Consider the following 23008-nt stretch of genomic DNA (forward strand, 5'->3'; position numbering starts at 1 on the left):
TTGCATTTCATTATAGATATCTGTATAATATCTAATGTTGGTCTTTGACTGCGATGAAGTGGAAGGTTGCTGACACACCCGGCCGCTTTGCCATGGCGAGTGTGAGGAAATTTCCACGGAGAATGTCTATTTTTAAAATAGGCGAAGAAGGAGGGAAAATAATGGCAAAAGAAAAAATTCGTATCCGTTTAAAAGCTTACGATCATCGAATCCTTGATCAATCTGCTGAGAAAATCGTAGAGACAGCAAAACGTTCAGGTGCAAAAGTATCTGGGCCGATTCCATTACCAACAGAAAGAACTGTTTATACGATTTTACGTGCTGTTCACAAGTATAAAGACTCTCGTGAACAATTTGAAATGCGTACACATAAACGTTTGATCGATATCGTAAACCCAACTCCACAAACTGTGGATTCATTAATGCGTTTGGACTTACCATCCGGTGTCGATATTGAAATCAAGCTTTAATTGTAAAAACGAATTTATAGGAGGTGTGACAAATGACCAAAGGAATCTTAGGGAGAAAAATTGGTATGACGCAGGTATTCGCAGAAAACGGCGATCTAATTCCGGTAACGGTAATTGAAGCGACTCCTAACGTTGTTCTTCAAAAGAAAACAGTTGAAAATGATGGCTATGAAGCAATCCAATTAGGTTTTGAAGATAAACGCGAAAAGTTAGCCAACAAACCGGAAAAAGGTCATGTAGCCAAAGCGAACACGGCACCTAAGCGCTTCATCCGTGAAATCCGCGGTGCTAACGCAGCGGAATACGAAGTTGGTCAGGAAGTCAAAGTTGATATTTTCGCTGAGGGCGATATGATCGATGTAACAGGAGTTTCAAAAGGTAAAGGATTCCAAGGTGCAATTAAGCGCCATGGCCAATCTCGTGGACCTATGGCTCACGGTTCTCGCTATCATCGCCGTCCTGGTTCAATGGGTCCTATTGCGCCAAACCGCGTATTTAAATCGAAAGAATTGCCAGGTCGCATGGGCGGAGAACGTGTTACAGTTCAAAACTTGAAAATTGTAAAAGTAGATGTAGAACGTAATCTGCTTCTTGTTAAAGGAAATGTACCTGGTCCAAATAAAGGACTTGTTGTGATCAAAAGTGCGGTTAAAGCAAAAGTGAAATAACTTTTTTAAGAAAGGAGGAATTATCCAATGCCAAAAGTAGCATTGTACAACCAAAACGGAGCAACTGTTGGAGAAATTGAATTAAACGATTCCGTATTTGGTATTGAGCCAAATAAACATGTGTTATTTGAAGCAGTGATTATGCAACGTGCTTCTTTGCGTCAAGGAACGCACAAAACGAAAAATCGCGCTGAAGTAAGCGGCGGTGGCCGTAAACCATGGCGCCAAAAAGGTACTGGACGTGCTCGTCAAGGTTCGATCCGCTCTCCACAATGGCGTGGCGGCGGTACTGTGTTTGGTCCAGTTCCACGCAGTTACAGCTACAAGCTTCCAAAGAAAGTTCGTCGTTTAGCTATTAAATCTGCTTTGTCTTCAAAAGTTCTTGAAAATAACATTGTTGTATTAGACAACTTAGCTTTAGAAGCACCAAAAACAAAAGAAATGGTGAAAATTTTAAGCAATCTTTCTGCAGACCGCAAAGCGTTAATCGTAACAGCGGACATCAATGAAAATATCATGCTATCGGCACGCAACATTCCTGGAGTAACAGTGGTTGCTGCTAACGGAATCAACGTGCTTGATGTGTTAAACCACGATAAGCTTGTGATTACAAAAGCAGCCGTGGAAAAAGTAGAGGAGGTGCTTGCATAATGAAAGATCCTCGCGATATTATTAAGCGCCCCGTTATCACTGAAAACTCAATGAATTTAGTGGCTGAGAAAAAATATACATTCGAAGTGGATGTAAAAGCAAACAAAACAGAAGTAAAAGATGCTGTCGAAGCAATTTTTGGCGTAAAGGTTGCGAAAGTCAACATCATGAACTACAAAGGAAAGTTCAAACGAGTTGGCCGTTATAGCGGGCTTACAAACCGCCGTCGCAAAGCGATTGTGACATTAACACCAGACAGCAAAGAGATCGAATTGTTCGAAGTATAAGTTTAACAGAGAAGGAGGGAAACCGACATGGCGATTAAAAAATACAAACCAACGTCCAACGGTCGCCGTGGCATGACAGTTCTTGATTTCTCAGAAATCACAACTGACAAGCCAGAGAAATCATTGCTTGCGCCTTTAAAGAAAAAAGGTGGTCGTAACAACCAAGGTAAGTTGACAGTTCGTCACCAAGGTGGCGGTCATAAGCGTCAATATCGTATCATCGATTTCAAACGCGACAAAGATGGCATTCCAGGACGCGTTGCTACAATCGAGTACGATCCAAACCGTTCAGCGAACATTGCGTTGATTCACTATGTAGATGGTGAAAAACGTTATATTATCGCTCCTAAAAACTTAGAAGTAGGCATGGAAATCATGTCTGGTCCAGAAGCGGACATCAAAGTAGGGAATGCACTACCGCTTGCGAATATCCCTGTTGGTACTTTAGTACACAACATTGAATTGAAACCAGGAAAAGGTGGACAGCTTGTTCGTTCTGCTGGTACATCTGCACAAGTGCTTGGTAAAGAAGGCAAGTATGTTCTTGTTCGTTTAGCTTCTGGTGAAGTTCGCATGATTTTAGGTGCTTGCCGTGCGACAATTGGTCAAGTAGGTAACGAACAACATGAGCTTGTCAATGTTGGTAAAGCAGGACGTGCTCGTTGGTTAGGCATCCGTCCAACTGTTCGCGGTTCCGTTATGAACCCTGTTGATCACCCACATGGTGGTGGTGAAGGTAAAGCACCAATCGGACGCAAGTCGCCAATGACTCCATGGGGTAAACCAACTCTTGGATTCAAAACTCGTAAAAAGAAAAATAAATCCGATAAATTTATTGTACGTCGTCGTAAAAAATAACGGGGTTGAACTACGGTTCTTAAGAACCGTAGAACAATCACGAAGGGAGGTTTATTTATGGGTCGCAGCCTAAAAAAAGGTCCTTTTTGTGATGATCATTTAATGAAAAAAGTTGAAAAGTTAAATGAGACTGGACAAAAACAAGTAATTAAAACATGGTCTCGTCGTTCGACGATTTTCCCACAATTCATCGGTCACACAATCGCGGTATATGATGGACGCAAACATGTACCTGTGTACATTACAGAGGATATGGTAGGACACAAGCTTGGTGAATTCGCACCAACGCGCACATACAAAGGTCATGCTGGCGATGATAAGAAAACAAAACGTTAATGAGAGGAGGCTCATTTATGCAAGCTAAAGCTGTTGCTAGAACAGTTCGTATTGCTCCTCGTAAAGCTCGTTTAGTGATTGATTTGATTCGAGGAAAGCAAGTAGGTGAAGCAGTAGCGATTCTTCGTCATACTCCTAAAGCTGCTTCTCCAATTATTGAGAAAGTATTGAAATCTGCTGTAGCGAATGCAGAGCATAACTATGATATGGATGTTAACAATTTAGTCGTAACAGAGGCATATGTGGATGAAGGTCCAACATTGAAACGCTTCCGTCCTCGCGCAATGGGTCGTGCGAGCGCGATCAACAAACGCACAAGCCATATTACGATCGTTGTTTCAGAAAAGAAGGAGGGATAATCAGTGGGTCAAAAGGTGAATCCAGTCGGTCTTCGCATCGGTATTATCCGTGATTGGGAATCAAGATGGTATGCTGAAAAAGATTATGCGGATCTTTTGCATGAAGACCTTAAAGTGCGTGAGTACATCACGAAACGTTTAAGCGATGCGGCTGTTTCTAAAGTAGAAATCGAACGTGCAGCTAACCGTATCAACATTACGATCCATACTGCTAAACCAGGCATGGTTATCGGTAAAGGCGGCACAGAAGTCGAAGCGCTTCGCAAAGCTCTTAACCAACTAACTGGAAAACGTGTTCATATCAACATTTTAGAAATCAAAAAACCGGATTTAGATGCGAAATTAGTAGCTGAAAATATTGCGCGTCAAATTGAAAACCGCGTATCGTTCCGTCGTGCACAAAAACAAGCGATTCAACGCACAATGCGTGCTGGTGCAAAAGGAATTAAAACAATGGTATCTGGTCGCCTAGGCGGTGCCGATATCGCTCGTTCTGAACACTACAGTGAAGGAACAGTTCCACTCCACACTCTTCGTGCTGACATTGACTATGCAACAGCAGAAGCGGATACAACATATGGAAAAATCGGTGTGAAAGTATGGATTTATCGTGGAGAGGTCCTTCCTGCGAAAAAGAAAACTGAGGAAGGAGGAAATTAATTATGTTAATGCCAAAACGCGTGAAATTCCGTCGTGAACATCGTGGACGCATGAGAGGCCGCGCAAAAGGCGGTACAGAAGTGCATTTCGGTGAATATGGATTACAAGCATTAGAATCTGCTTGGATTACGAACCGTCAAATCGAGGCTGCTCGTCGTGCGATGACTCGTTATATGAGACGTGGCGGTAAAGTTTGGATCAAAATTTTCCCTTCAAAGCCTTATACAGCAAAACCTTTAGAAGTGCGCATGGGTTCCGGTAAAGGGGCGCCTGAAGGTTGGGTAGCGGTTGTAAAACCTGGTAAAGTAATGTTCGAAATTGCGGGTGTTTCTGAAGAAGTAGCACGCGAAGCATTGCGTTTAGCTTCTCATAAACTTCCGATTAAGTGTAAGTTTGTAAAACGTGAAGAAATTGGTGGTGAATCTAATGAAAGCTAAAGAAATCCGTGACCTTACCACTGCCGAGATTGAACAAAAAATTAAATCTTTAAAAGAAGAATTATTCAACCTTCGCTTCCAATTAGCGACAGGCCAATTAGAAAACACAGCTCGCATTCGCGAAGTGCGTAAATCTATTGCCCGCATGAAAACGATCGTTCGCGAGAGAGAGATTGCTGCTAATAAATAAACGCTTGAGAGGAGGTTCGCGACATGAGTGAACGCAATCAACGTAAAGTATACATTGGCCGCGTTGTGTCTGACAAAATGGACAAAACGGTGACGGTTCTTGTAGAAACATACAAAAAACATCCGCTTTATGGAAAGCGTGTTAAATACTCCAAAAAATATAAAGCGCATGACGAAAACAACGTAGCAAAAGTTGGCGATATCGTAAAAATCATGGAAACTCGTCCGCTTTCTGCAACAAAGCGTTTCCGTCTTGTAGAAGTAGTGGAAAAAGCGATTATTCTTTAATGATGTTCGGATGATTGATATAATTCCGAAGGGAGGTTTCGTAAATGATTCAACAAGAAACTCGTATGAAGGTTGCAGATAACTCTGGTGCGCGTGAAGTGCTTGTCATTAAAGTGTTAGGTGGTTCCGGTCGTCGCTATGCGAACATCGGCGATGTTGTTGTAGTGACTGTTAAGGACGCAACACCAGGTGGCGTTGTTAAAAAAGGTCAAGTTGTAAAAGCTGTTGTGGTTCGTACAAAACGTGGTGTGCGTCGCGCAGACGGCTCTTACATTCGCTTTGACGAAAACGCATGCGTGATCATCCGTGACGACAAAAGCCCACGCGGAACTCGTATTTTCGGCCCAGTTGCGCGTGAATTACGTGAAAAAGATTTTATGAAAATCGTTTCTCTAGCTCCAGAAGTGATTTAATGAATAGGAAAAGCCTTTCAAGGAGGTGCGAACTACGATGCATGTAAAAAAAGGTGATAAAGTACAAGTAATCTCTGGTAAAGATAAAGGAAAGCAAGGGGTTGTACTTGCAGCGTTCCCTAAGAAAAACCGAGTGCTTGTAGAAGGAGTAAACATCGTTAAAAAACACGCAAAACCATCTCAAGTAAACCCTCAAGGCGGTATTATTAGCAAAGAGGCACCAATTCACGTTTCAAACGTAATGCCTTTAGATCCTAAAACAGGAACTCCAACTCGCGTAGGCTATAAATTAGTAGATGGAAAAAAAGTACGTTACGCGAAAAAATCTGGTGAAATTTTAGATAAATAATCGTGATGTGAGAAAGGAGGTACTTACATGAACCGCCTAAAAGAAAAATATGTAAAAGAAGTTATTCCTGCTCTTATGAGCAAGTTTAACTATAAATCTGTAATGCAAGTTCCAAAAATCGAAAAAATCGTCATCAACATGGGTGTTGGTGATGCGGTGCAAAACGCGAAAGCATTGGACAATGCTGTTGAAGAGCTAGCATTAATTTCTGGTCAAAAACCAGTTGTCACTCGTGCGAAAAAATCAATCGCTGGTTTCCGTCTTCGTGAAGGTATGCCAATCGGAGCGAAAGTCACATTACGCGGAGAGCGCATGTATGAGTTTTTTGATAAATTAATCTCTGTTTCTCTTCCACGTGTTCGCGACTTCCGCGGCGTATCAAAAAAATCATTCGACGGCCGCGGTAACTATACATTAGGGATCAAAGAACAGCTAATTTTCCCTGAAATTGACTACGATAAAGTCAACAAAGTTCGTGGTATGGACATTGTGATCGTTACAACAGCAAACACTGATGAGGAAGCTCGTGAGTTGTTAACATTGCTTGGTATGCCGTTCCAAAAATAATGAATCCCATTTATAAAAAGAGGGAGGCGAAAATGTGGCTAAGAAATCAATGATCGCGAAACAAAAACGCGCACCAAAGTTTAAAGTTCAGGCGTACACTCGCTGCGAACGCTGCGGACGTCCACACTCCGTTTATCGCAAGTTTAAACTTTGCCGTATTTGTTTCCGTGAATTAGCATATAAAGGTCAAATTCCTGGTGTGAAAAAAGCAAGCTGGTAATCAACCCGTGAATTGGGAAGGAGGTAAAACATAATGGTGATGACAGATCCAATTGCAGATATGCTTACTCGCATTCGTAATGCGAACATGGTGCGTCACGAAAAACTTGAAGTCCCTGCTTCGAAAATGAAGAAAGAAATCGCAGAAATCTTAAAACGTGAAGGCTTCATTCGTGATGTCGAATACATCGAAGATAACAAACAAGGTGTTCTCCGTATTTTCTTAAAATACGGTCCAAATAATGAGCGCGTTATTACTGGTCTTAAACGCATCAGCAAGCCTGGTTTGCGCGTTTATGCCAAAGCTAATGAAGTGCCTCGTGTATTGAACGGTTTAGGTATCGCTATTATCTCTACGTCTCAAGGAATTTTAACAGATAAAGAAGCGCGTCAAAAAGGAACTGGCGGCGAAGTGTTAGCATACATCTGGTAATCAGTCTTTTTAAGAATGGAGGTGTCAAGTTATGTCACGTGTTGGTAAAAAAACAATCGAAATTCCTGCAGGTGTAACAGTAACAGTTAACGGCAGCACCGTTACAGTAAAAGGACCGAAAGGCGAATTGACTCGTGCTTTCCATCCTGATATGACAATCACAGTGGAAGACAATATTCTCACAGTTTCTCGTCCAAGTGATGCAAAAGAGCATCGTACTCTTCACGGTACAACACGCAGCTTATTGGCGAACATGGTGGAAGGAGTTTCAAAAGGATACGAGAAAGGCCTTGAATTAGTAGGGGTCGGTTATCGTGCATCAAAACAAGGCAAAAAGCTCGTTCTTAGTGTCGGGTACTCTCATCCTGTTGAAATTGAGCCAGAAGAGGGTCTTGAAATTGAGGTTCCTTCACAAACAAAAATTGTTGTTAAAGGTGCGGACAAACAACGTGTTGGTGAATTAGCAGCAAACATTCGTGCGGTACGCTCTCCAGAACCATACAAAGGAAAAGGTATTCGTTACGAAGGCGAAGTTGTACGTCGTAAAGAAGGTAAAACAGGTAAGAAATAATGCTGCTTAGGTAAATGAAAGGAGTGACGGAAATGATCACTAAGCTTGATAAAAACGCAGTTCGCAAAAAAAGACATGCTCGTGTTCGGAGAAAATTATTTGGAACTGCTGAACGTCCACGCTTAAATGTGTTCCGTTCCAACAAGCACATTTATGCGCAAATTATTGATGATGTCAAAGCTGTAACCATTGTTAGTGCTTCTACACTTGATAAAGAGTTCAACTTAGACGCAACTGGAAATGTAGATGCAGCACAAAAAGTGGGCGAATTAGTTGCAAAACGCGCATTAGAAAAAGGAATTAAAAGCGTAGTATTTGACCGCGGTGGATACTTATATCATGGCCGTGTAAAAGCACTTGCTGACGCTGCTCGCGAAGCTGGGTTAGAATTCTAATTATAAAGGAGGGACAGAGATGCGTCGCATTGATCCAAATAAACTTGAACTTGAAGAACGCGTAGTTGCCGTTAACCGTGTAGCAAAAGTAGTAAAAGGTGGACGTCGATTCCGTTTCGCTGCTCTTGTTGTTGTTGGTGACAAGAACGGTCATGTCGGATTTGGAACTGGAAAGGCTCAAGAGGTTCCAGATGCGATTCGCAAAGCGATTGAAGATGCTAAGAAAAACTTGATTACAGTGCCGATCGTTGGTACAACCATTCCTCATGAAGTAGTCGGCCACTTTGGTGCGGGTGAAATCATCTTAAAGCCGGCTTCTGAAGGTACAGGAGTTATCGCAGGTGGTCCAGCTCGTGCAGTACTTGAATTAGCAGGAGTAAGTGACATTCTATCTAAATCCATCGGTTCTAACACGCCTGTCAACATGGTGCGCGCGACAATCGACGGCTTAAAACAATTGAAACGCGCAGAAGATGTAGCAAAATTGCGTGGTAAAACAGTTGAGGAACTGTTAGGATAAGGAGGGAAATACAAATGGCGAAAAAATTAGCGATTACCCTCACTCGCAGCGTGATTGGTCGTCCTGAAGATCAACGTGTCACTGTAAAAACTTTAGGTTTGCGAAAATTGCATCAAACAGTTGTTCATAACGATAATCCAGCGATTCGCGGAATGATTAATAAAGTATCGCATCTTGTGAAAGTACAAGAGCTAGAACAATAATTAGTATAAGGAGGTGCCTCGCGATGAAACTTCATGAATTACAACCAGCACCAGGCTCCCGCAAAGAGCGTAACCGTGTGGGTCGTGGTATCGGTTCTGGTAACGGTAAAACGTCTGGTAAAGGTCACAAAGGACAGAATGCTCGTTCAGGTGGCGGTGTAAGACTTGGTTTTGAAGGTGGTCAAACTCCTTTATTCCGTCGTCTTCCAAAACGCGGCTTTACAAACATCAATCGAAAAGAATATGCGATCGTAAATCTTGATACGCTCAACCGCTTTGAAGATGGCACAGAAGTAACACCTGAGCTTCTTTTAGAAACAGGTGTAATCAGCAAGCTAAAAGCTGGTTTGAAAATTTTAGGAAATGGTCAAATTGAGAAAAAATTAACAGTGAAAGCACATAAATTCTCCTCTGCTGCAAAAGAAGCGATTGAAGCTGCTGGCGGTAAAACTGAGGTGATTTAATGTTTCGAACAATCTCCAACTTTATGCGTGTGGGTGACATAAGAAAGAAAATTCTGTTCACCCTCCTTATGCTCATTGTGTTCCGGATTGGGACGTTTATTCCTGTTCCAAGCGTGAACGCTGATGTATTGAAAATGCAAGACCAGTTAAATGTGTTCGGCGTTCTCAATACATTTGGGGGAGGGGCTTTAAAAAACTTCTCCATTTTTGCTATGGGGGTTATGCCTTACATTACAGCATCCATCATCGTACAGCTGCTACAGATGGATGTTGTTCCTAAATTTACGGAATGGTCCAAACAAGGAGAGGTTGGACGACGTAAATTAGCTCAGTTTACCCGCTACTTTACGATTGTGCTTGGCTTCATCGAAGCATTCGGTATGTCATACGGCTTTAACAATATGACAAATGGCATGTTAATTAAAAATCCTGGAGTGCCGACATATTTGCTTATCGCGCTTGTATTAACTGCGGGTACATCGTTTTTAATGTGGTTAGGAGAACAAATTACAGCAAAGGGAGTAGGAAACGGAATCTCCATTATCATCTTTGCGGGTATCGTTTCGGGAATCCCTTCTACTCTTAACCAAATTTACGCCCAGCAGTTTGAAAACGCTGGTGATCAACTATTTTTAAGAATTGTAACGGTGCTTCTTATCGCTTTAGCTGTGATTGCCATCATTGTTGGAGTCATCTACGTTCAACAAGCGTTTAGAAAGATTCCAATTCAGTATGCAAAGCGATTGGAGGGACGCAGTCCGGTAGGCGGTCACTCTACTCATTTGCCGTTAAAAGTAAATCCGGCAGGGGTTATTCCTGTTATTTTTGCGGTGTCGTTTATTGTTGCACCACCGACAATTGCATCGTTTTTCGGCTCGAATGATGTAACATTGTGGATCAAGAAAACGTTTGATTATACACAGCCAGTTGGTATGATTATATATGTGGCATTAATTATTGCCTTTACGTACTTTTATGCCTTTGTTCAAGTGAACCCGGAGCAAATGGCGGACAATCTGAAAAAACAAGGTGGATATATTCCAGGCATTCGCCCAGGAAGAAACACTCAAGAATACGTAACCAAAGTTCTTTATCGTCTCACATTTGTTGGTTCAATATTTTTAGCAGTAATCGCTGTTCTTCCTGTATTTTTTGTCAAGGTTGCTAATTTGCCAGATTCTGCTCGAATCGGTGGAACGAGCTTGCTGATTGTGATTGGAGTTGCGCTTGAAACCATGAAGCAGCTTGAAAGTCAATTAGTTAAACGACATTACAAAGGTTTCATTAAGTAAAGAGGTTTGCGGGGGAGTTCATTCCCTCTACCTCACTAGAGTTGAGGGGGAACTATGATGAACTTAGTTTTAATGGGATTGCCAGGTGCCGGAAAAGGGACACAGGCAGAAAAAATTGTGGAGAAATATGAGATTCCTCATATTTCAACTGGAGACATGTTTCGAGCAGCTATTAAAGAAAGAACAGCATTAGGATTACAAGCTAAAGAATACATGGATCGTGGCGATCTTGTACCAGACGAAGTAACAATCGGCATCGTTCGTGAACGCTTAAGCAAAGACGATTGCCAAAGAGGATTTTTGCTTGATGGGTTCCCACGAACAGTAGCTCAAGCGGAAGCATTAGAAAGCATGCTAACGGAGCTTGGCCGTTCGATTGATTCCGTTATTAATATTCAAGTAGATAAAGAAATTTTAATGGAACGTTTGACAGGAAGACGCATTTGCAAAGACTGCGGTGCCACATACCATTTAGTATTCAATCCACCTGCCCAATCAGGAGTTTGTGATAAGTGTGGTGGAGAGCTTTACCAGCGTGCAGATGACAATGCCGAAACGGTTGCGAACCGTTTGGAAGTCAATATGAAGCAAGCACAGCCGTTGCTTGATTTTTATCAGTCTAAAGGGTATTTGCACAACATTAACGGACAACAGGAAATTGAACAGGTTTTTGCGGATATTTGTGAATTGCTTGGGGGCTTAAAGTAATGATCATTTGCAAAACCCCTCGTGAAATCGAAGTGATGCGTGAAGCTGGGCGAATCGTAGCCCTTACTCACCAAGAATTGCAAAAACATATTCAGCCTGGAATCACTACTAAAGAGCTTGATCAAATCGCTGAAAAAGTCATTCGCCAGCATGGAGCCACTCCTTCTTTTAAAGGATACAACGGATTCCCGGGTAGCATTTGCGCTTCAGTGAATGAAGAGCTGGTGCACGGCATTCCTGGTAACCGCGTTTTAGAAGAGGGCGATATCATTAGCATTGATATCGGTGCTCAATATAATGGCTACCACGCTGATTCAGCTTGGACGTATCCAGTCGGCCCAATTGCTGACGAAACGAAAAAGCTTCTAGAAGTGACGGAACAATCTTTATATATAGGTTTAAAGGAAGCGAAGCCAGGAGTCCGCTTATCCAATATTTCTCATGCTATTCAAACATATGTAGAAGCACACCATTTTTCAATTGTCCGCGAGTATGTCGGGCATGGAATTGGTCAAAACTTACATGAAGACCCGCAAATTCCACATTATGGCCCGCCAAATAAAGGGCCACGGCTGAAGCCAGGCATGGTATTGTGCATTGAACCGATGGTGAATGCGGGGAGCCGTTATGTAAGAACGCTTGAAGATGATTGGACAGTTGTAACAGTAGACGGAAAAATGTGCGCTCATTTTGAGCATACAATCGCCATTACAGAGACCGGCTATGAGATTTTAACTACCCTCTAATCGAAGGTGAAATCATTGCATACAGGCTCACCATGCCAAATCGGACAAATTGTGTTGATTACACATGGTCGTGAAGCAGGGCAATATGCTGTCGTTGTTGGAATCGTTGATGAGCGGTTTGTTCTGCTTGCTGATGGAAGCAAGCGGAAGTTTGACTTCCCGAAAAAGAAGAATGTCCAGCATATAAAGTTGCTAGACATTATTTCCCCGGAAGTTAAAAACAGCATCCTTGAAACTGGTCGTGTGACAAACGGTAAATTGCGTTATGCATTAATGAAATATGTTACTGATTCGAAGAAGGGAGAGCCGATCCATGGCGAAGGACGATGTAATTGAAGTGGAAGGAACAGTTGTTGAAACATTGCCTAATGCAATGTTTAAGGTTGAGCTTGAAAATGGCCACACAGTGTTAGCACATGTTTCTGGTAAAATTCGCATGCATTTCATTCGTATTTTACCTGGAGATAAAGTTACGGTAGAATTATCTCCGTACGATTTAACTCGTGGCAGAATTACGTACCGTTATAAATAATCAGTACTCCGCATGAACAAGGAGGTAAAAAATCATGAAAGTCAGACCATCAGTGAAACCAATCTGCGAAAAATGTAAAGTCATTCGCAGACGTGGAAAAGTTATGGTAATTTGCGAAAACCCAAAACACAAACAAAAACAAGGGTAATTTTTAAGGAGGTGTAAAAATTATGGCACGTATTGCAGGTGTAGATATTCCTCGTGAGAAACGTGTAGTTATTTCTTTAACATACATTTACGGTATCGGTAAACCAACTGCACAAAAAATTCTAGCAGAAGCAGGTGTTTCTGAAGATACTCGCGTTCGCGATTTAACAGAAGAAGAATTAGGGAAAATCCGTGAAATTGTTGACCGCTTAAAAGTAGAAGGAGATCTTCGTCGTGAAGTATCTTTAAATATTAAACGTCTGATGGAAATTGGCTGCTATCGTGGCCTTCGTCATCGCCGCGGCTTGCCAGTTCGCGGTCAAAATACGAAAAACAATGCTCGCACACGTAAAGGTCCGCGCCGCACAGTAGCGAATAAGAAAAAATAATTAGGCAAAGGAGGTACATGAACGAATGGCACGTAAAACAAATACACGCAAACGCCGCGTGAAAAAAAATATTGAATCAGGTATTGCTCATATTCGTTCTACATTTAACAATACAATCGTGACAATTACTGATGTCCATGGCAATGCAATCTCTTGGTCAAGTGCTGGTGCATTAGGGTTCAAAGGTTCTCGTAAGTCTACTCCATTTGCGGCACAAATGGCTGCAGAAGCAGCTGCGAAAGCTTCGATGGAGCATGGTATGAAAACTATTGAGGTAAACGTAAAAGGTCCTGGCGCTGGTCGTGAGGCTGCCATCCGTGCACTTCAAGCTGCTGGATTGGAAATTACAGCAATTAAAGATGTTACTCCTGTTCCACATAATGGATGCCGTCCGCCAAAACGTCGCCGTGTTTAATTTCTCTGTATAGATTTTGTATCCTCTTGTCAATAATGGGATATGATATCGTTTTCTAGCAGAGAAGCTTTACTCATTTAATGCGCACATTCGGGAACTGATTCATGGGGGAATTTCGATTAGACGCATATCGTTTGGTCGGGGTTTCGACGTTTTGAAGGAGGGTATGTATAGATCATGATCGAAATCGAAAAGCCAAAAATCGAGACGGTTGAAATCAGCGAAGATGCCAAGTATGGCAAATTCGTCGTTGAACCACTTGAGCGTGGATATGGTACAACTTTGGGTAACTCCTTACGTCGTATCCTATTATCCTCACTCCCTGGTGCCGCTGTGACATCTATTCAAATAGATGGTGTACTGCATGAGTTTTCAACAATTGAAGGCGTCGTAGAAGATGTGACAGCAATGATCTTAAACATTAAAAAACTTGCGTTGAAAATTTACTCTGAAGAAGAAAAGACGCTTGAAATTGATGTACAGGGTGAAGGAGTTGTCACGGCTGCGGATATTACTCACGACAGCGATGTTGAGATACTAAATCCGGATCTTCATATTGCTACGCTTGCTGAAGGCGGTCATCTTCGCATGAGAATGACGGCAAGACGCGGACGTGGGTATACTCCAGCTGATGCGAATAAACGCGAGGATCAGCCAATAGGTGTTATCCCTATCGATTCGATTTATACACCGGTATCGCGCGTATCTTATCAAGTAGAAAACACTCGTGTTGGGCAAGTGACCAACTATGATAAGTTAACGCTGGATGTATGGACAGATGGAAGCATTGGTCCGAAAGAAGCCGTTGCTCTTGGCGCTAAAATTTTGACAGAGCACTTAAATATTTTCGTCGGTCTTACAGATGAAGCACAAAATGCAGAAATCATGGTTGAAAAAGAAGAAGACCAAAAGGAAAAAGTGCTTGAAATGACAATCGAGGAACTCGATTTGTCCGTTCGTTCCTATAACTGCTTGAAGCGTGCAGGAATCAACACTGTTCAAGAGCTCGCACAGAAAACAGAAGAAGATATGATGAAAGTGCGCAACCTAGGACGGAAATCCCTTGAGGAAGTCAAAGCAAAGCTTGAGGAGCTAGGGTTAGGGTTGCGTAAAGATGACTAGTTAACATTTGATTAACTAGGCATTTTCATGTTACAAGTTATTCAAAAAAGGAGGGACATCTCTCATGTCATACAGAAAATTAGGACGCACAAGCGCTCAACGTAAAGCGTTACTTCGTGACTTAGCTACGGATTTAATTATTAATGAGCGCATTGAAACGACAGAAACTCGTGCAAAAGAATTGCGCTCTGTAGTAGAAAAAATGATTACTTTAGGAAAACGCGGCGATCTACATGCTCGTCGTCAAGCAGCTGCATTTATCCGCCCAGAGGTAGCAAACACAGAAACTGGTCAGGATGCGATTCAAAAATTATTTAGCGATATCGCTCCTCGCTACCAAGAGCGTCAAGGCGGCTACACTCGCATCATGAAACTTGGACCACGTCGTGGCGACGGCGCTCCAATGGTTGTTATTGAACTCGTTTAATACGATTCGGTTGACTAACAAGGGCGAGACAGTTTATTTTGAACTGGATCTATGCCCTTTTTTTATTTCCCTTTTGAATATGTGATGTAGTAGAGTAAAGAGTAGAGATAGATATTCCGTGGTGTTAGATCCAATCGCTTCATTGGTTAGCCTTGGGTTCTATGACTTGGAACGAACGGTATGTGTAAAAATTGATGATTGGGAGACAAGGAGATGACTGGTCTCGGTCACGCTTTGGTGCCGACCCATAAGCCTCTTTACAGACAACCTATTTGTGAGGAAGCGGTGTCGTTCCGTCACGCAACCGCCGAAGCAATCGGGTCATCACCAGCTCACACAGGGACAAATGGTAAAGCCTTCATATACGCGTAATGCTCAACAAGCGCCACGGTGTATAGATGTAACTTACCATGACTGCATATCCATGCAAAAGTTAAGAGGCTAAGTTGCATCTATATAGATCGAGATGAGAGGAAGAAGAAGAGTGGAAGAAATAGCGGTATCAGTAGAAAATCTTTTCTTTCAATATCCTAATCAACCGAATGATGCGATTCGCAATGTTAGCTTTCAAATCAAAAAAGGTGAATGGGTCGCCATTGTTGGCCATAATGGCTCTGGCAAATCGACGATTGCGAAGCTTCTCATGGGTCTATTAAAGCCGAAAAGCGGCATCATCAAAGTATTTGATCAGTTGCTAAATGAAGAAACGATTTGGAGTATTCGCAAACGCATGGGCATCGTTTTTCAAAATCCAGACAATCAATTTGTTGGAACTACTGTGCAAGATGACATTGCTTTTGGTTTGGAAAATAACGGAGTTCCTCGGGAACAGATGATTGAGCGTGTGAAGTCTGCTATTCAGCAAGTAGGAATGGAAGAATTTTTGTTAAGAGAGCCTCATCATTTATCAGGGGGACAAAAGCAGAGAGTCGCTATTGCTGGAGTGATTGCGTTACAGCCAGATATCATTATTTTAGACGAGGCTACCTCAATGCTTGATCCGCGCGGAAGGAGAGAGGTTATTGGGGCCATCGAAAAGCTAAAAGTGAAACACCATATGACTGTCATCTCTATCACCCACGATTTAGAAGAGGCGATGAAAGCGGATAAAATGATTGTGATGAACCGTGGCGAGACCATGTCTGAGGGAACACCACAGCAAATTTTCTCTTTGGGAGAAAAGCTGGAGGAAATTCGTTTAGATCTTCCCTTTGTCATTAAAATAAGAAATGAATTAAAGCAGGCGGGGCTTCCCCTTCAATTGAATGATGCGTCGCTAGAGGGGCTGGTGAATGAATTATGGACATTGTATTTGAACAAGTAGAACATATTTATCAGGCGAATTCACCGTTTTCACAAAGAGCTTTATACGATGTCAATTTATCGATAAAAAGTGGCACTTACGTGGCGATTATCGGCCATACTGGATCTGGAAAATCTACATTGCTGCAGCATTTAAATGGGCTATTGCAGCCAACAAAAGGTATGGTATGCGTTGGTGATTATGTCATTCATAGCGCCAAACAAGCGAAACAGCTGAAGCCACTGCGTCAAAAGGTGGGAATTGTTTTTCAATTTCCTGAACATCAATTATTTGAGGAAACGGTAGAGAAAGATATTTGTTTTGGCCCCATCAATTTTGGCGTTTCAGAGGAGGAAGCGAAAAGGAGAGCCAAGGTAGCTCTCTCATTAGTCGGACTGCCTGAGGAAGTGCTGAATAAATCTCCGTTTGATTTAAGCGGCGGCCAAATGCGCCGTGTTGCTATTGCGGGTATATTAGCGATGGAACCAGATGTGATTGTTTTAGATGAACCAACGGCAGGTTTAGATCCAAAAGGTCGTAAAGATTTAATGGAGATGTTCGCTCGTCTGCACCGCGAAAAACAACTAACCACGATTTTAGTTACTCACAGTATGGAAGATGCAGCAAAGTATGCAGATTATATCGTCGTTATGCATAAGGGAACGGTTTGGAAAACAGGAACGCCGCAGCAAATTTTTCATGATTTGGACTCTTTGCTGCATTTAGGCTTAGATGTGCCGGAAACGGTGTTGTTAAAGCGACGGCTCGAGGAGAAAGTGGGACAAGAAATTCCTTCCCCATGTCTAACAATGGAACAACTCATAGCAGGCATTAAGCAGCTATTCGCTAAGGTGAATGAGCATGAATAAGATGATTATTGGGCGATACGTTCCAGGTAACTCTGTGATCCATCGAATGGATCCTCGGGCTAAGCTTCTTTTAGTATTTTTTTATGTGGGTATCGTCTTTTTAGCAAATAATGGGGTAACTTATGCGATTTTAACGGCTTTTACGCTTTTGCTCCTTTTCTTATCGCAAGTTCCGTTTTTATTTGTTTTAAAGGGAATCAAACCCGTTCTCTGGGTTGTATTGTTCACTTTTTTACTTCATGTTTTTATGACGAAAGAGGGAAGTGTTCTGTATCAGATTGGACCATTTGCCATTTATGAAGGCGGGATTCAACAAGGGATATTTATTTCCCTTCGTTTTCTCTTGTTCGTTCTCATCACTACCTTGCTGACGCTTTCAACCACTCCGATCGAGGTAACAGACGCCATCGAAAGCTTATTTGGCCCATTAAAACGATTTCGTATACCTGTCCATGAACTAGCGCTCATGATGTCTATTTCCCTTCGTTTTATTCCTACATTAATGGATGAAACAGAGAAAATTATGAAGGCACAGGCGGCTAGGGGTGTTGATTTTTACGGCGGGCCGTTGGGTGAAAGGATGAAAGCGATTGTTTCATTGCTGGTCCCATTATTTATCCACTCCTTTAAACGTGCGGAAGAGCTGGCAATCGCAATGGAGGCACGAGGATATCGAGGGGGAGAAGGGCGCACTAAATATCGCGTCTTGACATGGAAGGGGATCGACACAGTCTTGCTGTTAGCCGTTGCTATATTAGCTGCTGCATTATTTTTATTGCGATCTTAATGGAGAATGGAAACATGAAACGTTGGAAATGTATTATTTCTTATGATGGAACGCATTTTGGTGGATATCAGATTCAACCTAACCAAAGAACGGTACAAGGGGAATTAGAACGCGTTTTATTACAGATGCATAAAGGAGATCCGATCCGGGTAGTTGCGTCAGGAAGAACGGATGCAGGTGTTCACGCATATGGACAAGTCATTCATTTTGATTCGCCATTGCAGCTTCCGACAGAAGGATGGAAAAAAGCGCTGAATGCCATGTTGCCAGATGATATTGTGATTCGCCAAGTACAAGAAGTAAATGCTTCGTTTCATGCTAGATTTAGCGCAGTGGGAAAAGAATACCGTTATAAAATCAGGACAGCATCTGAACAAGATGTATTTTCTCGCTATTATTCTTATCATTATCCGTATCCGCTTAACGATGAAGCAATAAAGCAAGCACTACAGCTTGTGAAGGGAACTCATGATTTTACCAGCTTTTGTTCGGCAAAAACCGAGATAGAGGATCGGGTACGGACCATTTATGAAGCGAATCTGCTTGTAGCGGATGATGGCATAGAGTTTCAATGGATCGGGAACGGTTTTTTATATAATATGGTTCGAATCCTTGTTGGTACGATGCTGGAAATCGGGCAAGGAAAAAGGCACTGGAGCTGCATTCCTTCCATTTTAGAAGGAAGAGATCGCCGCCTGTCGGGAAGAACGGCCCCCCCGCATGGACTCTACTTATGGCAGGTGTTTTATGACAACTAATCCTGGTGTAACATTTTCTTGACATTGGCAACGGAAAGAGATATCATATCATATGGTATGTATTTTAGAGCCACGATTAGCCCCGGAAAAATAATCGTGTTCAGATAAATATATAACGTTTCGTTTATTTTTTATTTTAGGAGGGAAAATCATGCGTACAACTTATATGGCAAAGCCAAACGAAGTAGAACGTAAATGGTACGTTGTTGACGCTGAAGGCAAAACGTTAGGTCGTCTTGCAAGCGAAGTTGCGGCAATTTTACGCGGCAAGCATAAACCAACTTTCACACCACATGTTGATACTGGTGATCATGTTATTATTATTAATGCAGAGAAAATTGAATTAACTGGGAACAAATTAACGGATAAGCTATATTACCGCCACAGCTTGCATCCAGGTGGATTAAAAGTAAGAACAGCGCTTGAAATGCGTACAAACTATCCTGAGAAAATGCTTGAAGGAGCTATTCGCGGCATGCTTCCAAAAGGTCGCCTTGGCCGTCAAATGTTTAAAAAATTGCATGTTTACAGAGGAAGCGAACATCCACATCAAGCACAAAAACCAGAAGTTTACGAACTTCGCGGATAATCGATTAAGGAGGGTATTATTTTGGCACAGGTACAATATTATGGCACAGGCCGTCGCAAAAGTTCTGTTGCACGTGTACGCTTAGTTCCTGGTGACGGACGTATTGTCATCAATAATCGTGATATTCAAGAGTACATTCCATCTCAGGCTTTGATTGAAGTGGTAAAACAGCCGCTTGTATTGACAGAAACATTAGGCAGCTATGATGTATTAGTTAACGTACATGGAGGCGGCTTCTCTGGCCAAGCAGGCGCTATTCGCCACGGCATTGCTCGCGCGTTATTAGAGGTAGATCCAGAGTACCGTCAACCATTAAAACGTGCTGGCTTATTAACTCGCGATGCACGCATGAAAGAGCGTAAAAAATACGGTCTCAAAGGCGCTCGTCGTGCACCACAATTCTCAAAACGTTAATATTTCAAAGCAGGACTCTCGATCTTTTTATGGTTCGAGAGTCTTTTTATTTTGTTTGGGCCAACCTTTTCCCCAGCTAATCATCCTTTCTTGTTCTTCAATGGATTTGTTCCCTAATCATTTTCTCTTGTATTTTCATGTGCTCTTCATAAGACGAATGCCTAATTTGGAAAATTTAACAAACAAATGGAAATTATCCTACACTATTTGTTCTACTATTGAATAACTTAAAGAAGATATTGATTTGAGTTATGAATAGGTGGTGTTATGGCAGGGCGATAGTTAAAGATCTATTTGTCGATATGCTCAGAATAGTGGGTAGTGATTACGGCTTGTATTGAGTTGATTATGGATGACGGTTTTATAGCAATGGATCGTTAAGAAGAGAAGTCTGTAACCGTCAAAAATACGAGTGGAGGGAAAGAAGTGTCACAGCCTAATTTACCAAATATTACTCCAACTATTTCTTTAAATCGAGATGATGTCATCAATTTGCTTTTAGCTTCAATAGCGATGGAGGAAATAGGAATAGCACATATTGTAAATGCAGAAGGAGAAAAAATTCAATATGCTTTAGGTACCATTCCTGGATTGCCAACGCCATCGACACTTGAAGATATATTAGAAATCAATGAGAGTGTTCAAAGTACGTTGGCGATGGCAATGAAGAAGGAATTATTATTGGATAACAAATTGCGCCAAGTTACTCAAATTATGCCGAGCGGAGGGATTGGTCCGACGGGAGCGACGGGTCCAACGGGAGCAACGGGTCCGACGGGTCCAACGGGAGCAACGGGTCCGACGGGTCCAACGGGTCCGACGGGAGCGACGGGAGCAACGGGTCCGACGGGAGCAACAGGTCCAGTGGGTCCAGCAGGAGCGACGGGTCCAACAGGAGCGACGGGTCCGACGGGTCCAACAGGAGCGACGGGTCCGACGGGTCCAACAGGAGCGACGGGAGCGACGGGAGCGACAGGAGCAACGGGTCCAACCGGTCCAACGGGAGCGACGGGAGCAACAGGTCCAGTGGGTCCAGCAGGAGCGACGGGAGCAACGGGTCCAACTGGTCCAACGGGAGCGACGGGAGCGACAGGAGCAACGGGTCCAACGGGAGCGACAGGAGCGACGGGTCCGACGGGAGCAACAGGTCCAGTGGGTCCAGCAGGAGCAACGGGTCCAACAGGAGCGACGGGTCCGACGGGAGCGACAGGAGCAACGGGTCCGACGGGAGCAACAGGTCCAGTGGGTCCAGCAGGAGCGACGGGTCCAACAGGAGCGACGGGAGCGACAGGAGCAACGGGTCCAGTGGGTCCAGCAGGAGCAACGGGTCCAACAGGAGCGACGGGTCCGACGGGAGCGACAGGAGCAACGGGTCCAGCAGGAGCGACGGGTCCGACGGGTCCAGCAGGAGCGACGGGTCCGACGGGTCCAACGGGAGCAACAGGAGCGACGGGTCCGACGGGTCCAACAGGAGCAACGGGTCCAGTGGGTCCAGCAGGAGCAACGGGTCCGACGGGAGCGACAGGAGCAACGGGTCCGACGGGTCCAACGGGAGCGACGGGTCCAGCAGGAGCGACGGGTCCGACGGGTCCAGCAGGAGCGACGGGTCCGACGGGTCCAACGGGAGCAACAGGAGCGACGGGTCCGACGGGAGCGACAGGAGCAACGGGTCCAGTGGGTCCAGCAGGAGCAACGGGTCCGACGGGAGCGACGGGTCCGACGGGTCCAATCGGTCCAACAGGAGCGACGGGTCCAATCGGTCCAACAGGAGCGACGGGTCCAACGGGAGCGACGGGTCCAACAGGAGCGACGGGTCCGACGGGAGCGACAGGAGCAACGGGTCCGACGGGAGCGACGGGAGCAACAGGTCCAACAGGAGCAACGGGTCCGGTGTTTGCAGCAAATGGTTTTTCTGCATTCACTACTGCGCCAGGGGTTACGGCTTCTACTCAGATTGGTGGATGGACCGTATCGTCCCCTTATTATGATAATCCTAGCTTTAATGAAGTGACAGGAACCTATACAGTTCCAGCAACGGGTCGATATTCTATTTCAGCCACTATTAATTATCAGACATCTGCTGCACTGACTATCAGTTTAGGAGCAGGTGTAAATCCAGCGTTTGTTGTCAGGCGTATTGCCCCTACCACGACAGACTTAATAACGGGCCTATTCCCTGTATTAAACGTGAACGTCGCATTAGTTTTAACTTTAAGAGCCGTTCTTGGAAGCGGCACTGTTACATTAAGTGGAGACGTTGAACTGACAGCAGGGGATCAAATCGGATTATTTTATGTCGCAAATGGTTTAACAATCGGGTTAAATTTAGGTGGTACATCGTCTGGAATTGTTTGGTCTGTACACCAAATCGCTTAATTCAAGTGAGAAAAGCTGGATGCATCATGGCATACCAGCTTTTTTATTTTTAACATATTTTCTACTGGGGTAACATCTGCTTATTTTTTACATATGATATAGGCAAATGCATGAAATAGAAAGCGTCAGGGAAGATGGCACAGGTGAGGAGCGATTGGTTGCTACAGAACTCATTGTTTCAAGAGACCTCTTGATGAGACCATTATCGATCAAAGCATGGCCCATCTTTCTTTGTTTTGTTCTCAATTGAAAAACTGCATGTATGGAATGTCTAGCGAGCAAAAGAGCATCCATCATTCTTGGACTTATGATGAAAGGAAAACCTGTAAAGGATTCGGAACAAAAAGCTTATTTAGGAGGTAAACGAAATATGTCGCTCCCCAATATTCCAAACATTACACCGATTATATCATTAGAACGATGTGAAACCATCGACTTATTATTATCATCCATTGCTCTTGAAGAAATTGGATTATCAAATATTTTGAACGCAGAAGCCGAAAAGCTTCAAGCTTTTTTAAATACAGATCCTAACAATTTAAATGATTATTTAAAAATAAACGAAAGTATCAATCGTACCCTTCGCGCTGTAGTCAAATCACAAATATTACTGCAATTCAGACTAGAAGATATCATTTTATTGGACCGTGATACGTGCTGTGAAAAATGCCCTAGTCAAGATCCAGATGAATGTGATGAGGAGCCACCATGCCCTGATTGTCTTGATAGATATTATCCGTGTGGCTGTGATGATGGATGTAATGAAAAATGAAGTTAAACATTTACTAGGTGTAGTT

At 43.2% G+C, this 23008-nt stretch carries 39 protein-coding genes; all 39 read left to right on the forward strand.

What is annotated here, in order from left to right; genetic code table 11:
• Positions 1–161 precede the first annotated feature (161 nt).
• The 39 genes from rpsJ (at position 162) to B6A27_RS18835 (ending at position 22983) form a co-directional block, all read left to right on the forward strand.
• Positions 162–470, forward strand: a complete 309-nt coding sequence (gene rpsJ, locus B6A27_RS11845; protein WP_003247558.1) for a 30S ribosomal protein S10 — start codon at positions 162–164, stop codon at positions 468–470.
• 32 nt (positions 471–502) lie between these two features.
• A complete protein-coding gene (rplC, locus tag B6A27_RS11850; protein WP_066150227.1) occupies positions 503–1138 on the forward strand; it encodes a 50S ribosomal protein L3 in 636 nt (211 codons plus the stop codon).
• Positions 1139–1165: 27 nt separating this feature from the next.
• Positions 1166–1789, forward strand: a complete 624-nt coding sequence (gene rplD / locus B6A27_RS11855) for a 50S ribosomal protein L4 (protein ID WP_044744063.1) — start codon at positions 1166–1168, stop codon at positions 1787–1789.
• Positions 1789–2076 carry a 50S ribosomal protein L23 gene (gene rplW, locus B6A27_RS11860; protein WP_044744062.1) on the forward strand — a complete coding sequence of 96 codons (288 nt, stop codon included), beginning with the start codon at positions 1789–1791 and terminating at the stop codon, positions 2074–2076. The genes rplD and rplW overlap by 1 nt, the downstream gene beginning before the upstream one ends.
• Before the next feature lie 27 nt (positions 2077–2103).
• On the forward strand, positions 2104–2934 hold the full coding sequence (gene rplB, locus B6A27_RS11865) for a 50S ribosomal protein L2 (RefSeq protein WP_044744061.1): 831 nt from the start codon (positions 2104–2106) through the stop codon (positions 2932–2934).
• Between the two features lie 57 nt (positions 2935–2991).
• The gene (rpsS, locus tag B6A27_RS11870) at positions 2992–3270 is read left to right on the forward strand and encodes a 30S ribosomal protein S19 (protein WP_044744060.1); all 279 of its coding nucleotides are present in this window, start codon (positions 2992–2994) and stop codon (positions 3268–3270) included.
• 17 nt (positions 3271–3287) lie between these two features.
• The gene (rplV, locus tag B6A27_RS11875; protein ID WP_044744059.1) at positions 3288–3629 is read left to right on the forward strand and encodes a 50S ribosomal protein L22; all 342 of its coding nucleotides are present in this window, start codon (positions 3288–3290) and stop codon (positions 3627–3629) included.
• Positions 3630–3632: 3 nt separating this feature from the next.
• Positions 3633–4289: a 30S ribosomal protein S3 gene (gene rpsC / locus B6A27_RS11880; protein ID WP_044744058.1), complete on the forward strand. Its 657-nt coding sequence runs from the start codon at positions 3633–3635 to the stop codon at positions 4287–4289.
• 2 nt (positions 4290–4291) lie between these two features.
• Positions 4292–4726 (forward strand): 50S ribosomal protein L16, encoded by a 435-nt coding sequence (gene rplP, locus B6A27_RS11885; protein WP_044744057.1) that lies wholly within the window; start codon positions 4292–4294, stop codon positions 4724–4726.
• Positions 4716–4916: a 50S ribosomal protein L29 gene (gene rpmC / locus B6A27_RS11890; protein ID WP_044744056.1), complete on the forward strand. Its 201-nt coding sequence runs from the start codon at positions 4716–4718 to the stop codon at positions 4914–4916. Before rplP ends, rpmC begins: the two co-directional genes overlap by 11 nt.
• 23 nt (positions 4917–4939) lie before the next feature.
• Positions 4940–5203, forward strand: coding sequence for a 30S ribosomal protein S17 (gene rpsQ, locus B6A27_RS11895; protein ID WP_044744055.1), 264 nt, complete (start codon positions 4940–4942; stop codon positions 5201–5203).
• Positions 5204–5247: 44 nt separating this feature from the next.
• Positions 5248–5616: a 50S ribosomal protein L14 gene (gene rplN, locus B6A27_RS11900; protein WP_044744054.1), complete on the forward strand. Its 369-nt coding sequence runs from the start codon at positions 5248–5250 to the stop codon at positions 5614–5616.
• Between the two features lie 37 nt (positions 5617–5653).
• Positions 5654–5965 carry a 50S ribosomal protein L24 gene (gene rplX / locus B6A27_RS11905; protein WP_044744053.1) on the forward strand — a complete coding sequence of 104 codons (312 nt, stop codon included), beginning with the start codon at positions 5654–5656 and terminating at the stop codon, positions 5963–5965.
• Positions 5966–5992: 27 nt separating this feature from the next.
• Positions 5993–6532 (forward strand): 50S ribosomal protein L5, encoded by a 540-nt coding sequence (gene rplE / locus B6A27_RS11910; protein WP_080862221.1) that lies wholly within the window; start codon positions 5993–5995, stop codon positions 6530–6532.
• Positions 6533–6566: 34 nt separating this feature from the next.
• The gene (locus tag B6A27_RS11915) at positions 6567–6752 is read left to right on the forward strand and encodes a type Z 30S ribosomal protein S14 (RefSeq protein WP_066150233.1); all 186 of its coding nucleotides are present in this window, start codon (positions 6567–6569) and stop codon (positions 6750–6752) included.
• Positions 6753–6785: 33 nt separating this feature from the next.
• Positions 6786–7184 (forward strand): 30S ribosomal protein S8, encoded by a 399-nt coding sequence (gene rpsH, locus B6A27_RS11920; protein ID WP_044744051.1) that lies wholly within the window; start codon positions 6786–6788, stop codon positions 7182–7184.
• Between the two features lie 31 nt (positions 7185–7215).
• Positions 7216–7755, forward strand: coding sequence for a 50S ribosomal protein L6 (gene rplF / locus B6A27_RS11925; RefSeq protein ID WP_080862222.1), 540 nt, complete (start codon positions 7216–7218; stop codon positions 7753–7755).
• 32 nt (positions 7756–7787) lie between these two features.
• Positions 7788–8150 (forward strand): 50S ribosomal protein L18, encoded by a 363-nt coding sequence (gene rplR, locus B6A27_RS11930; RefSeq protein WP_044744049.1) that lies wholly within the window; start codon positions 7788–7790, stop codon positions 8148–8150.
• 19 nt (positions 8151–8169) lie between these two features.
• The gene (rpsE, locus tag B6A27_RS11935) at positions 8170–8670 is read left to right on the forward strand and encodes a 30S ribosomal protein S5 (RefSeq protein ID WP_044744048.1); all 501 of its coding nucleotides are present in this window, start codon (positions 8170–8172) and stop codon (positions 8668–8670) included.
• A gap of 14 nt (positions 8671–8684) precedes the next feature.
• On the forward strand, positions 8685–8873 hold the full coding sequence (gene rpmD / locus B6A27_RS11940) for a 50S ribosomal protein L30 (RefSeq protein WP_044744047.1): 189 nt from the start codon (positions 8685–8687) through the stop codon (positions 8871–8873).
• A 23-nt stretch (positions 8874–8896) separates the two neighbouring features.
• Positions 8897–9337, forward strand: coding sequence for a 50S ribosomal protein L15 (gene rplO, locus B6A27_RS11945; RefSeq protein WP_044744046.1), 441 nt, complete (start codon positions 8897–8899; stop codon positions 9335–9337).
• Positions 9337–10629, forward strand: a complete 1293-nt coding sequence (secY, locus tag B6A27_RS11950; RefSeq protein ID WP_066150236.1) for a preprotein translocase subunit SecY — start codon at positions 9337–9339, stop codon at positions 10627–10629. Before rplO ends, secY begins: the two co-directional genes overlap by 1 nt.
• Before the next feature lie 57 nt (positions 10630–10686).
• Entirely contained in the window at positions 10687–11337 is a 651-nt protein-coding gene (locus B6A27_RS11955) for an adenylate kinase (RefSeq protein ID WP_066150238.1), read from the forward strand.
• On the forward strand, positions 11337–12083 hold the full coding sequence (gene map / locus B6A27_RS11960) for a type I methionyl aminopeptidase (protein WP_044744043.1): 747 nt from the start codon (positions 11337–11339) through the stop codon (positions 12081–12083). Before B6A27_RS11955 ends, map begins: the two co-directional genes overlap by 1 nt.
• A 15-nt stretch (positions 12084–12098) precedes the next feature.
• Positions 12099–12419, forward strand: a complete 321-nt coding sequence (locus B6A27_RS11965; RefSeq protein WP_066150243.1) for a KOW domain-containing RNA-binding protein — start codon at positions 12099–12101, stop codon at positions 12417–12419.
• Positions 12397–12615, forward strand: coding sequence for a translation initiation factor IF-1 (gene infA, locus B6A27_RS11970; protein WP_003178377.1), 219 nt, complete (start codon positions 12397–12399; stop codon positions 12613–12615). The genes B6A27_RS11965 and infA overlap by 23 nt, the downstream gene beginning before the upstream one ends.
• A 34-nt stretch (positions 12616–12649) precedes the next feature.
• Complete coding sequence (gene rpmJ, locus B6A27_RS11975; RefSeq protein ID WP_000868344.1) at positions 12650–12763, forward strand: 50S ribosomal protein L36; 114 nt, start codon at positions 12650–12652, stop codon at positions 12761–12763.
• A gap of 22 nt (positions 12764–12785) precedes the next feature.
• Entirely contained in the window at positions 12786–13151 is a 366-nt protein-coding gene (gene rpsM / locus B6A27_RS11980; protein ID WP_027410257.1) for a 30S ribosomal protein S13, read from the forward strand.
• Positions 13152–13176: 25 nt separating this feature from the next.
• Positions 13177–13566: a 30S ribosomal protein S11 gene (rpsK, locus tag B6A27_RS11985; protein ID WP_066150249.1), complete on the forward strand. Its 390-nt coding sequence runs from the start codon at positions 13177–13179 to the stop codon at positions 13564–13566.
• Between the two features lie 177 nt (positions 13567–13743).
• Entirely contained in the window at positions 13744–14688 is a 945-nt protein-coding gene (locus tag B6A27_RS11990; RefSeq protein ID WP_066150252.1) for a DNA-directed RNA polymerase subunit alpha, read from the forward strand.
• Between the two features lie 64 nt (positions 14689–14752).
• Positions 14753–15115, forward strand: coding sequence for a 50S ribosomal protein L17 (gene rplQ, locus B6A27_RS11995; protein WP_080862223.1), 363 nt, complete (start codon positions 14753–14755; stop codon positions 15113–15115).
• A gap of 484 nt (positions 15116–15599) precedes the next feature.
• Positions 15600–16439, forward strand: coding sequence for an energy-coupling factor ABC transporter ATP-binding protein (locus B6A27_RS12000; protein WP_080862224.1), 840 nt, complete (start codon positions 15600–15602; stop codon positions 16437–16439).
• A complete protein-coding gene (locus tag B6A27_RS12005) occupies positions 16415–17287 on the forward strand; it encodes an energy-coupling factor ABC transporter ATP-binding protein (protein WP_080862225.1) in 873 nt (290 codons plus the stop codon). Before B6A27_RS12000 ends, B6A27_RS12005 begins: the two co-directional genes overlap by 25 nt.
• Positions 17280–18074 carry an energy-coupling factor transporter transmembrane component T family protein gene (locus tag B6A27_RS12010; RefSeq protein WP_044744038.1) on the forward strand — a complete coding sequence of 265 codons (795 nt, stop codon included), beginning with the start codon at positions 17280–17282 and terminating at the stop codon, positions 18072–18074. Before B6A27_RS12005 ends, B6A27_RS12010 begins: the two co-directional genes overlap by 8 nt.
• Positions 18075–18088: 14 nt before the next feature.
• A complete protein-coding gene (truA, locus tag B6A27_RS12015; RefSeq protein ID WP_066150261.1) occupies positions 18089–18832 on the forward strand; it encodes a tRNA pseudouridine(38-40) synthase TruA in 744 nt (247 codons plus the stop codon).
• A gap of 151 nt (positions 18833–18983) precedes the next feature.
• Complete coding sequence (rplM, locus tag B6A27_RS12020) at positions 18984–19421, forward strand: 50S ribosomal protein L13 (protein WP_044744036.1); 438 nt, start codon at positions 18984–18986, stop codon at positions 19419–19421.
• A gap of 21 nt (positions 19422–19442) precedes the next feature.
• The gene (gene rpsI, locus B6A27_RS12025) at positions 19443–19835 is read left to right on the forward strand and encodes a 30S ribosomal protein S9 (protein ID WP_044744035.1); all 393 of its coding nucleotides are present in this window, start codon (positions 19443–19445) and stop codon (positions 19833–19835) included.
• Between the two features lie 426 nt (positions 19836–20261).
• Positions 20262–22211, forward strand: a complete 1950-nt coding sequence (locus B6A27_RS12030) for an alpha-helical endospore appendage domain-containing protein (protein ID WP_080862226.1) — start codon at positions 20262–20264, stop codon at positions 22209–22211.
• Positions 22212–22518: 307 nt separating this feature from the next.
• The gene (locus B6A27_RS18835) at positions 22519–22983 is read left to right on the forward strand and encodes an alpha-helical endospore appendage domain-containing protein (protein WP_197431029.1); all 465 of its coding nucleotides are present in this window, start codon (positions 22519–22521) and stop codon (positions 22981–22983) included.
• The last annotated feature ends 25 nt before the right edge of the window (positions 22984–23008 follow it).

Source organism: Anoxybacillus sp. UARK-01, assembly GCF_002075365.1.
Taxonomy (GTDB): domain Bacteria; phylum Bacillota; class Bacilli; order Bacillales; family Anoxybacillaceae; genus Anoxybacteroides; species Anoxybacteroides rupiense.

What these genes read in the sequence shown, in the direction of transcription:
- map (WP_044744043.1), top strand. Translation starts at nt 11,337, where the DNA reads ATGATCATTTGCAAAACCCCTCGTGAAATCGAAGTGATGCGTGAAGCT.
- rplW (WP_044744062.1), top strand. Translation starts at nt 1,789, where the DNA reads ATGAAAGATCCTCGCGATATTATTAAGCGCCCCGTTATCACTGAAAAC.
- rplV (WP_044744059.1), top strand. Translation starts at nt 3,288, where the DNA reads ATGCAAGCTAAAGCTGTTGCTAGAACAGTTCGTATTGCTCCTCGTAAA.
- rpsS (WP_044744060.1), top strand. Translation starts at nt 2,992, where the DNA reads ATGGGTCGCAGCCTAAAAAAAGGTCCTTTTTGTGATGATCATTTAATG.
- rplM (WP_044744036.1), top strand. Translation starts at nt 18,984, where the DNA reads ATGCGTACAACTTATATGGCAAAGCCAAACGAAGTAGAACGTAAATGG.
- rplO (WP_044744046.1), top strand. Translation starts at nt 8,897, where the DNA reads ATGAAACTTCATGAATTACAACCAGCACCAGGCTCCCGCAAAGAGCGT.
- rpmC (WP_044744056.1), top strand. Translation starts at nt 4,716, where the DNA reads ATGAAAGCTAAAGAAATCCGTGACCTTACCACTGCCGAGATTGAACAA.
- secY (WP_066150236.1), top strand. Translation starts at nt 9,337, where the DNA reads ATGTTTCGAACAATCTCCAACTTTATGCGTGTGGGTGACATAAGAAAG.
- rplC (WP_066150227.1), top strand. Translation starts at nt 503, where the DNA reads ATGACCAAAGGAATCTTAGGGAGAAAAATTGGTATGACGCAGGTATTC.
- rplD (WP_044744063.1), top strand. Translation starts at nt 1,166, where the DNA reads ATGCCAAAAGTAGCATTGTACAACCAAAACGGAGCAACTGTTGGAGAA.
- B6A27_RS11955 (WP_066150238.1), top strand. Translation starts at nt 10,687, where the DNA reads ATGAACTTAGTTTTAATGGGATTGCCAGGTGCCGGAAAAGGGACACAG.
- rplB (WP_044744061.1), top strand. Translation starts at nt 2,104, where the DNA reads ATGGCGATTAAAAAATACAAACCAACGTCCAACGGTCGCCGTGGCATG.
- B6A27_RS18835 (WP_197431029.1), top strand. Translation starts at nt 22,519, where the DNA reads ATGATGAAAGGAAAACCTGTAAAGGATTCGGAACAAAAAGCTTATTTA.
- rplF (WP_080862222.1), top strand. Translation starts at nt 7,216, where the DNA reads ATGTCACGTGTTGGTAAAAAAACAATCGAAATTCCTGCAGGTGTAACA.
- rpmJ (WP_000868344.1), top strand. Translation starts at nt 12,650, where the DNA reads ATGAAAGTCAGACCATCAGTGAAACCAATCTGCGAAAAATGTAAAGTC.
- rplP (WP_044744057.1), top strand. Translation starts at nt 4,292, where the DNA reads ATGTTAATGCCAAAACGCGTGAAATTCCGTCGTGAACATCGTGGACGC.
- B6A27_RS12010 (WP_044744038.1), top strand. Translation starts at nt 17,280, where the DNA reads ATGAATAAGATGATTATTGGGCGATACGTTCCAGGTAACTCTGTGATC.
- rplQ (WP_080862223.1), top strand. Translation starts at nt 14,753, where the DNA reads ATGTCATACAGAAAATTAGGACGCACAAGCGCTCAACGTAAAGCGTTA.
- rpsH (WP_044744051.1), top strand. Translation starts at nt 6,786, where the DNA reads ATGGTGATGACAGATCCAATTGCAGATATGCTTACTCGCATTCGTAAT.
- rpsM (WP_027410257.1), top strand. Translation starts at nt 12,786, where the DNA reads ATGGCACGTATTGCAGGTGTAGATATTCCTCGTGAGAAACGTGTAGTT.
- rpmD (WP_044744047.1), top strand. Translation starts at nt 8,685, where the DNA reads ATGGCGAAAAAATTAGCGATTACCCTCACTCGCAGCGTGATTGGTCGT.
- rpsJ (WP_003247558.1), top strand. Translation starts at nt 162, where the DNA reads ATGGCAAAAGAAAAAATTCGTATCCGTTTAAAAGCTTACGATCATCGA.
- rplE (WP_080862221.1), top strand. Translation starts at nt 5,993, where the DNA reads ATGAACCGCCTAAAAGAAAAATATGTAAAAGAAGTTATTCCTGCTCTT.
- B6A27_RS12005 (WP_080862225.1), top strand. Translation starts at nt 16,415, where the DNA reads ATGGACATTGTATTTGAACAAGTAGAACATATTTATCAGGCGAATTCA.
- infA (WP_003178377.1), top strand. Translation starts at nt 12,397, where the DNA reads ATGGCGAAGGACGATGTAATTGAAGTGGAAGGAACAGTTGTTGAAACA.
- rplR (WP_044744049.1), top strand. Translation starts at nt 7,788, where the DNA reads ATGATCACTAAGCTTGATAAAAACGCAGTTCGCAAAAAAAGACATGCT.
- B6A27_RS11990 (WP_066150252.1), top strand. Translation starts at nt 13,744, where the DNA reads ATGATCGAAATCGAAAAGCCAAAAATCGAGACGGTTGAAATCAGCGAA.
- rplN (WP_044744054.1), top strand. Translation starts at nt 5,248, where the DNA reads ATGATTCAACAAGAAACTCGTATGAAGGTTGCAGATAACTCTGGTGCG.
- rpsE (WP_044744048.1), top strand. Translation starts at nt 8,170, where the DNA reads ATGCGTCGCATTGATCCAAATAAACTTGAACTTGAAGAACGCGTAGTT.
- rpsK (WP_066150249.1), top strand. Translation starts at nt 13,177, where the DNA reads ATGGCACGTAAAACAAATACACGCAAACGCCGCGTGAAAAAAAATATT.
- rpsQ (WP_044744055.1), top strand. Translation starts at nt 4,940, where the DNA reads ATGAGTGAACGCAATCAACGTAAAGTATACATTGGCCGCGTTGTGTCT.
- rplX (WP_044744053.1), top strand. Translation starts at nt 5,654, where the DNA reads ATGCATGTAAAAAAAGGTGATAAAGTACAAGTAATCTCTGGTAAAGAT.
- truA (WP_066150261.1), top strand. Translation starts at nt 18,089, where the DNA reads ATGAAACGTTGGAAATGTATTATTTCTTATGATGGAACGCATTTTGGT.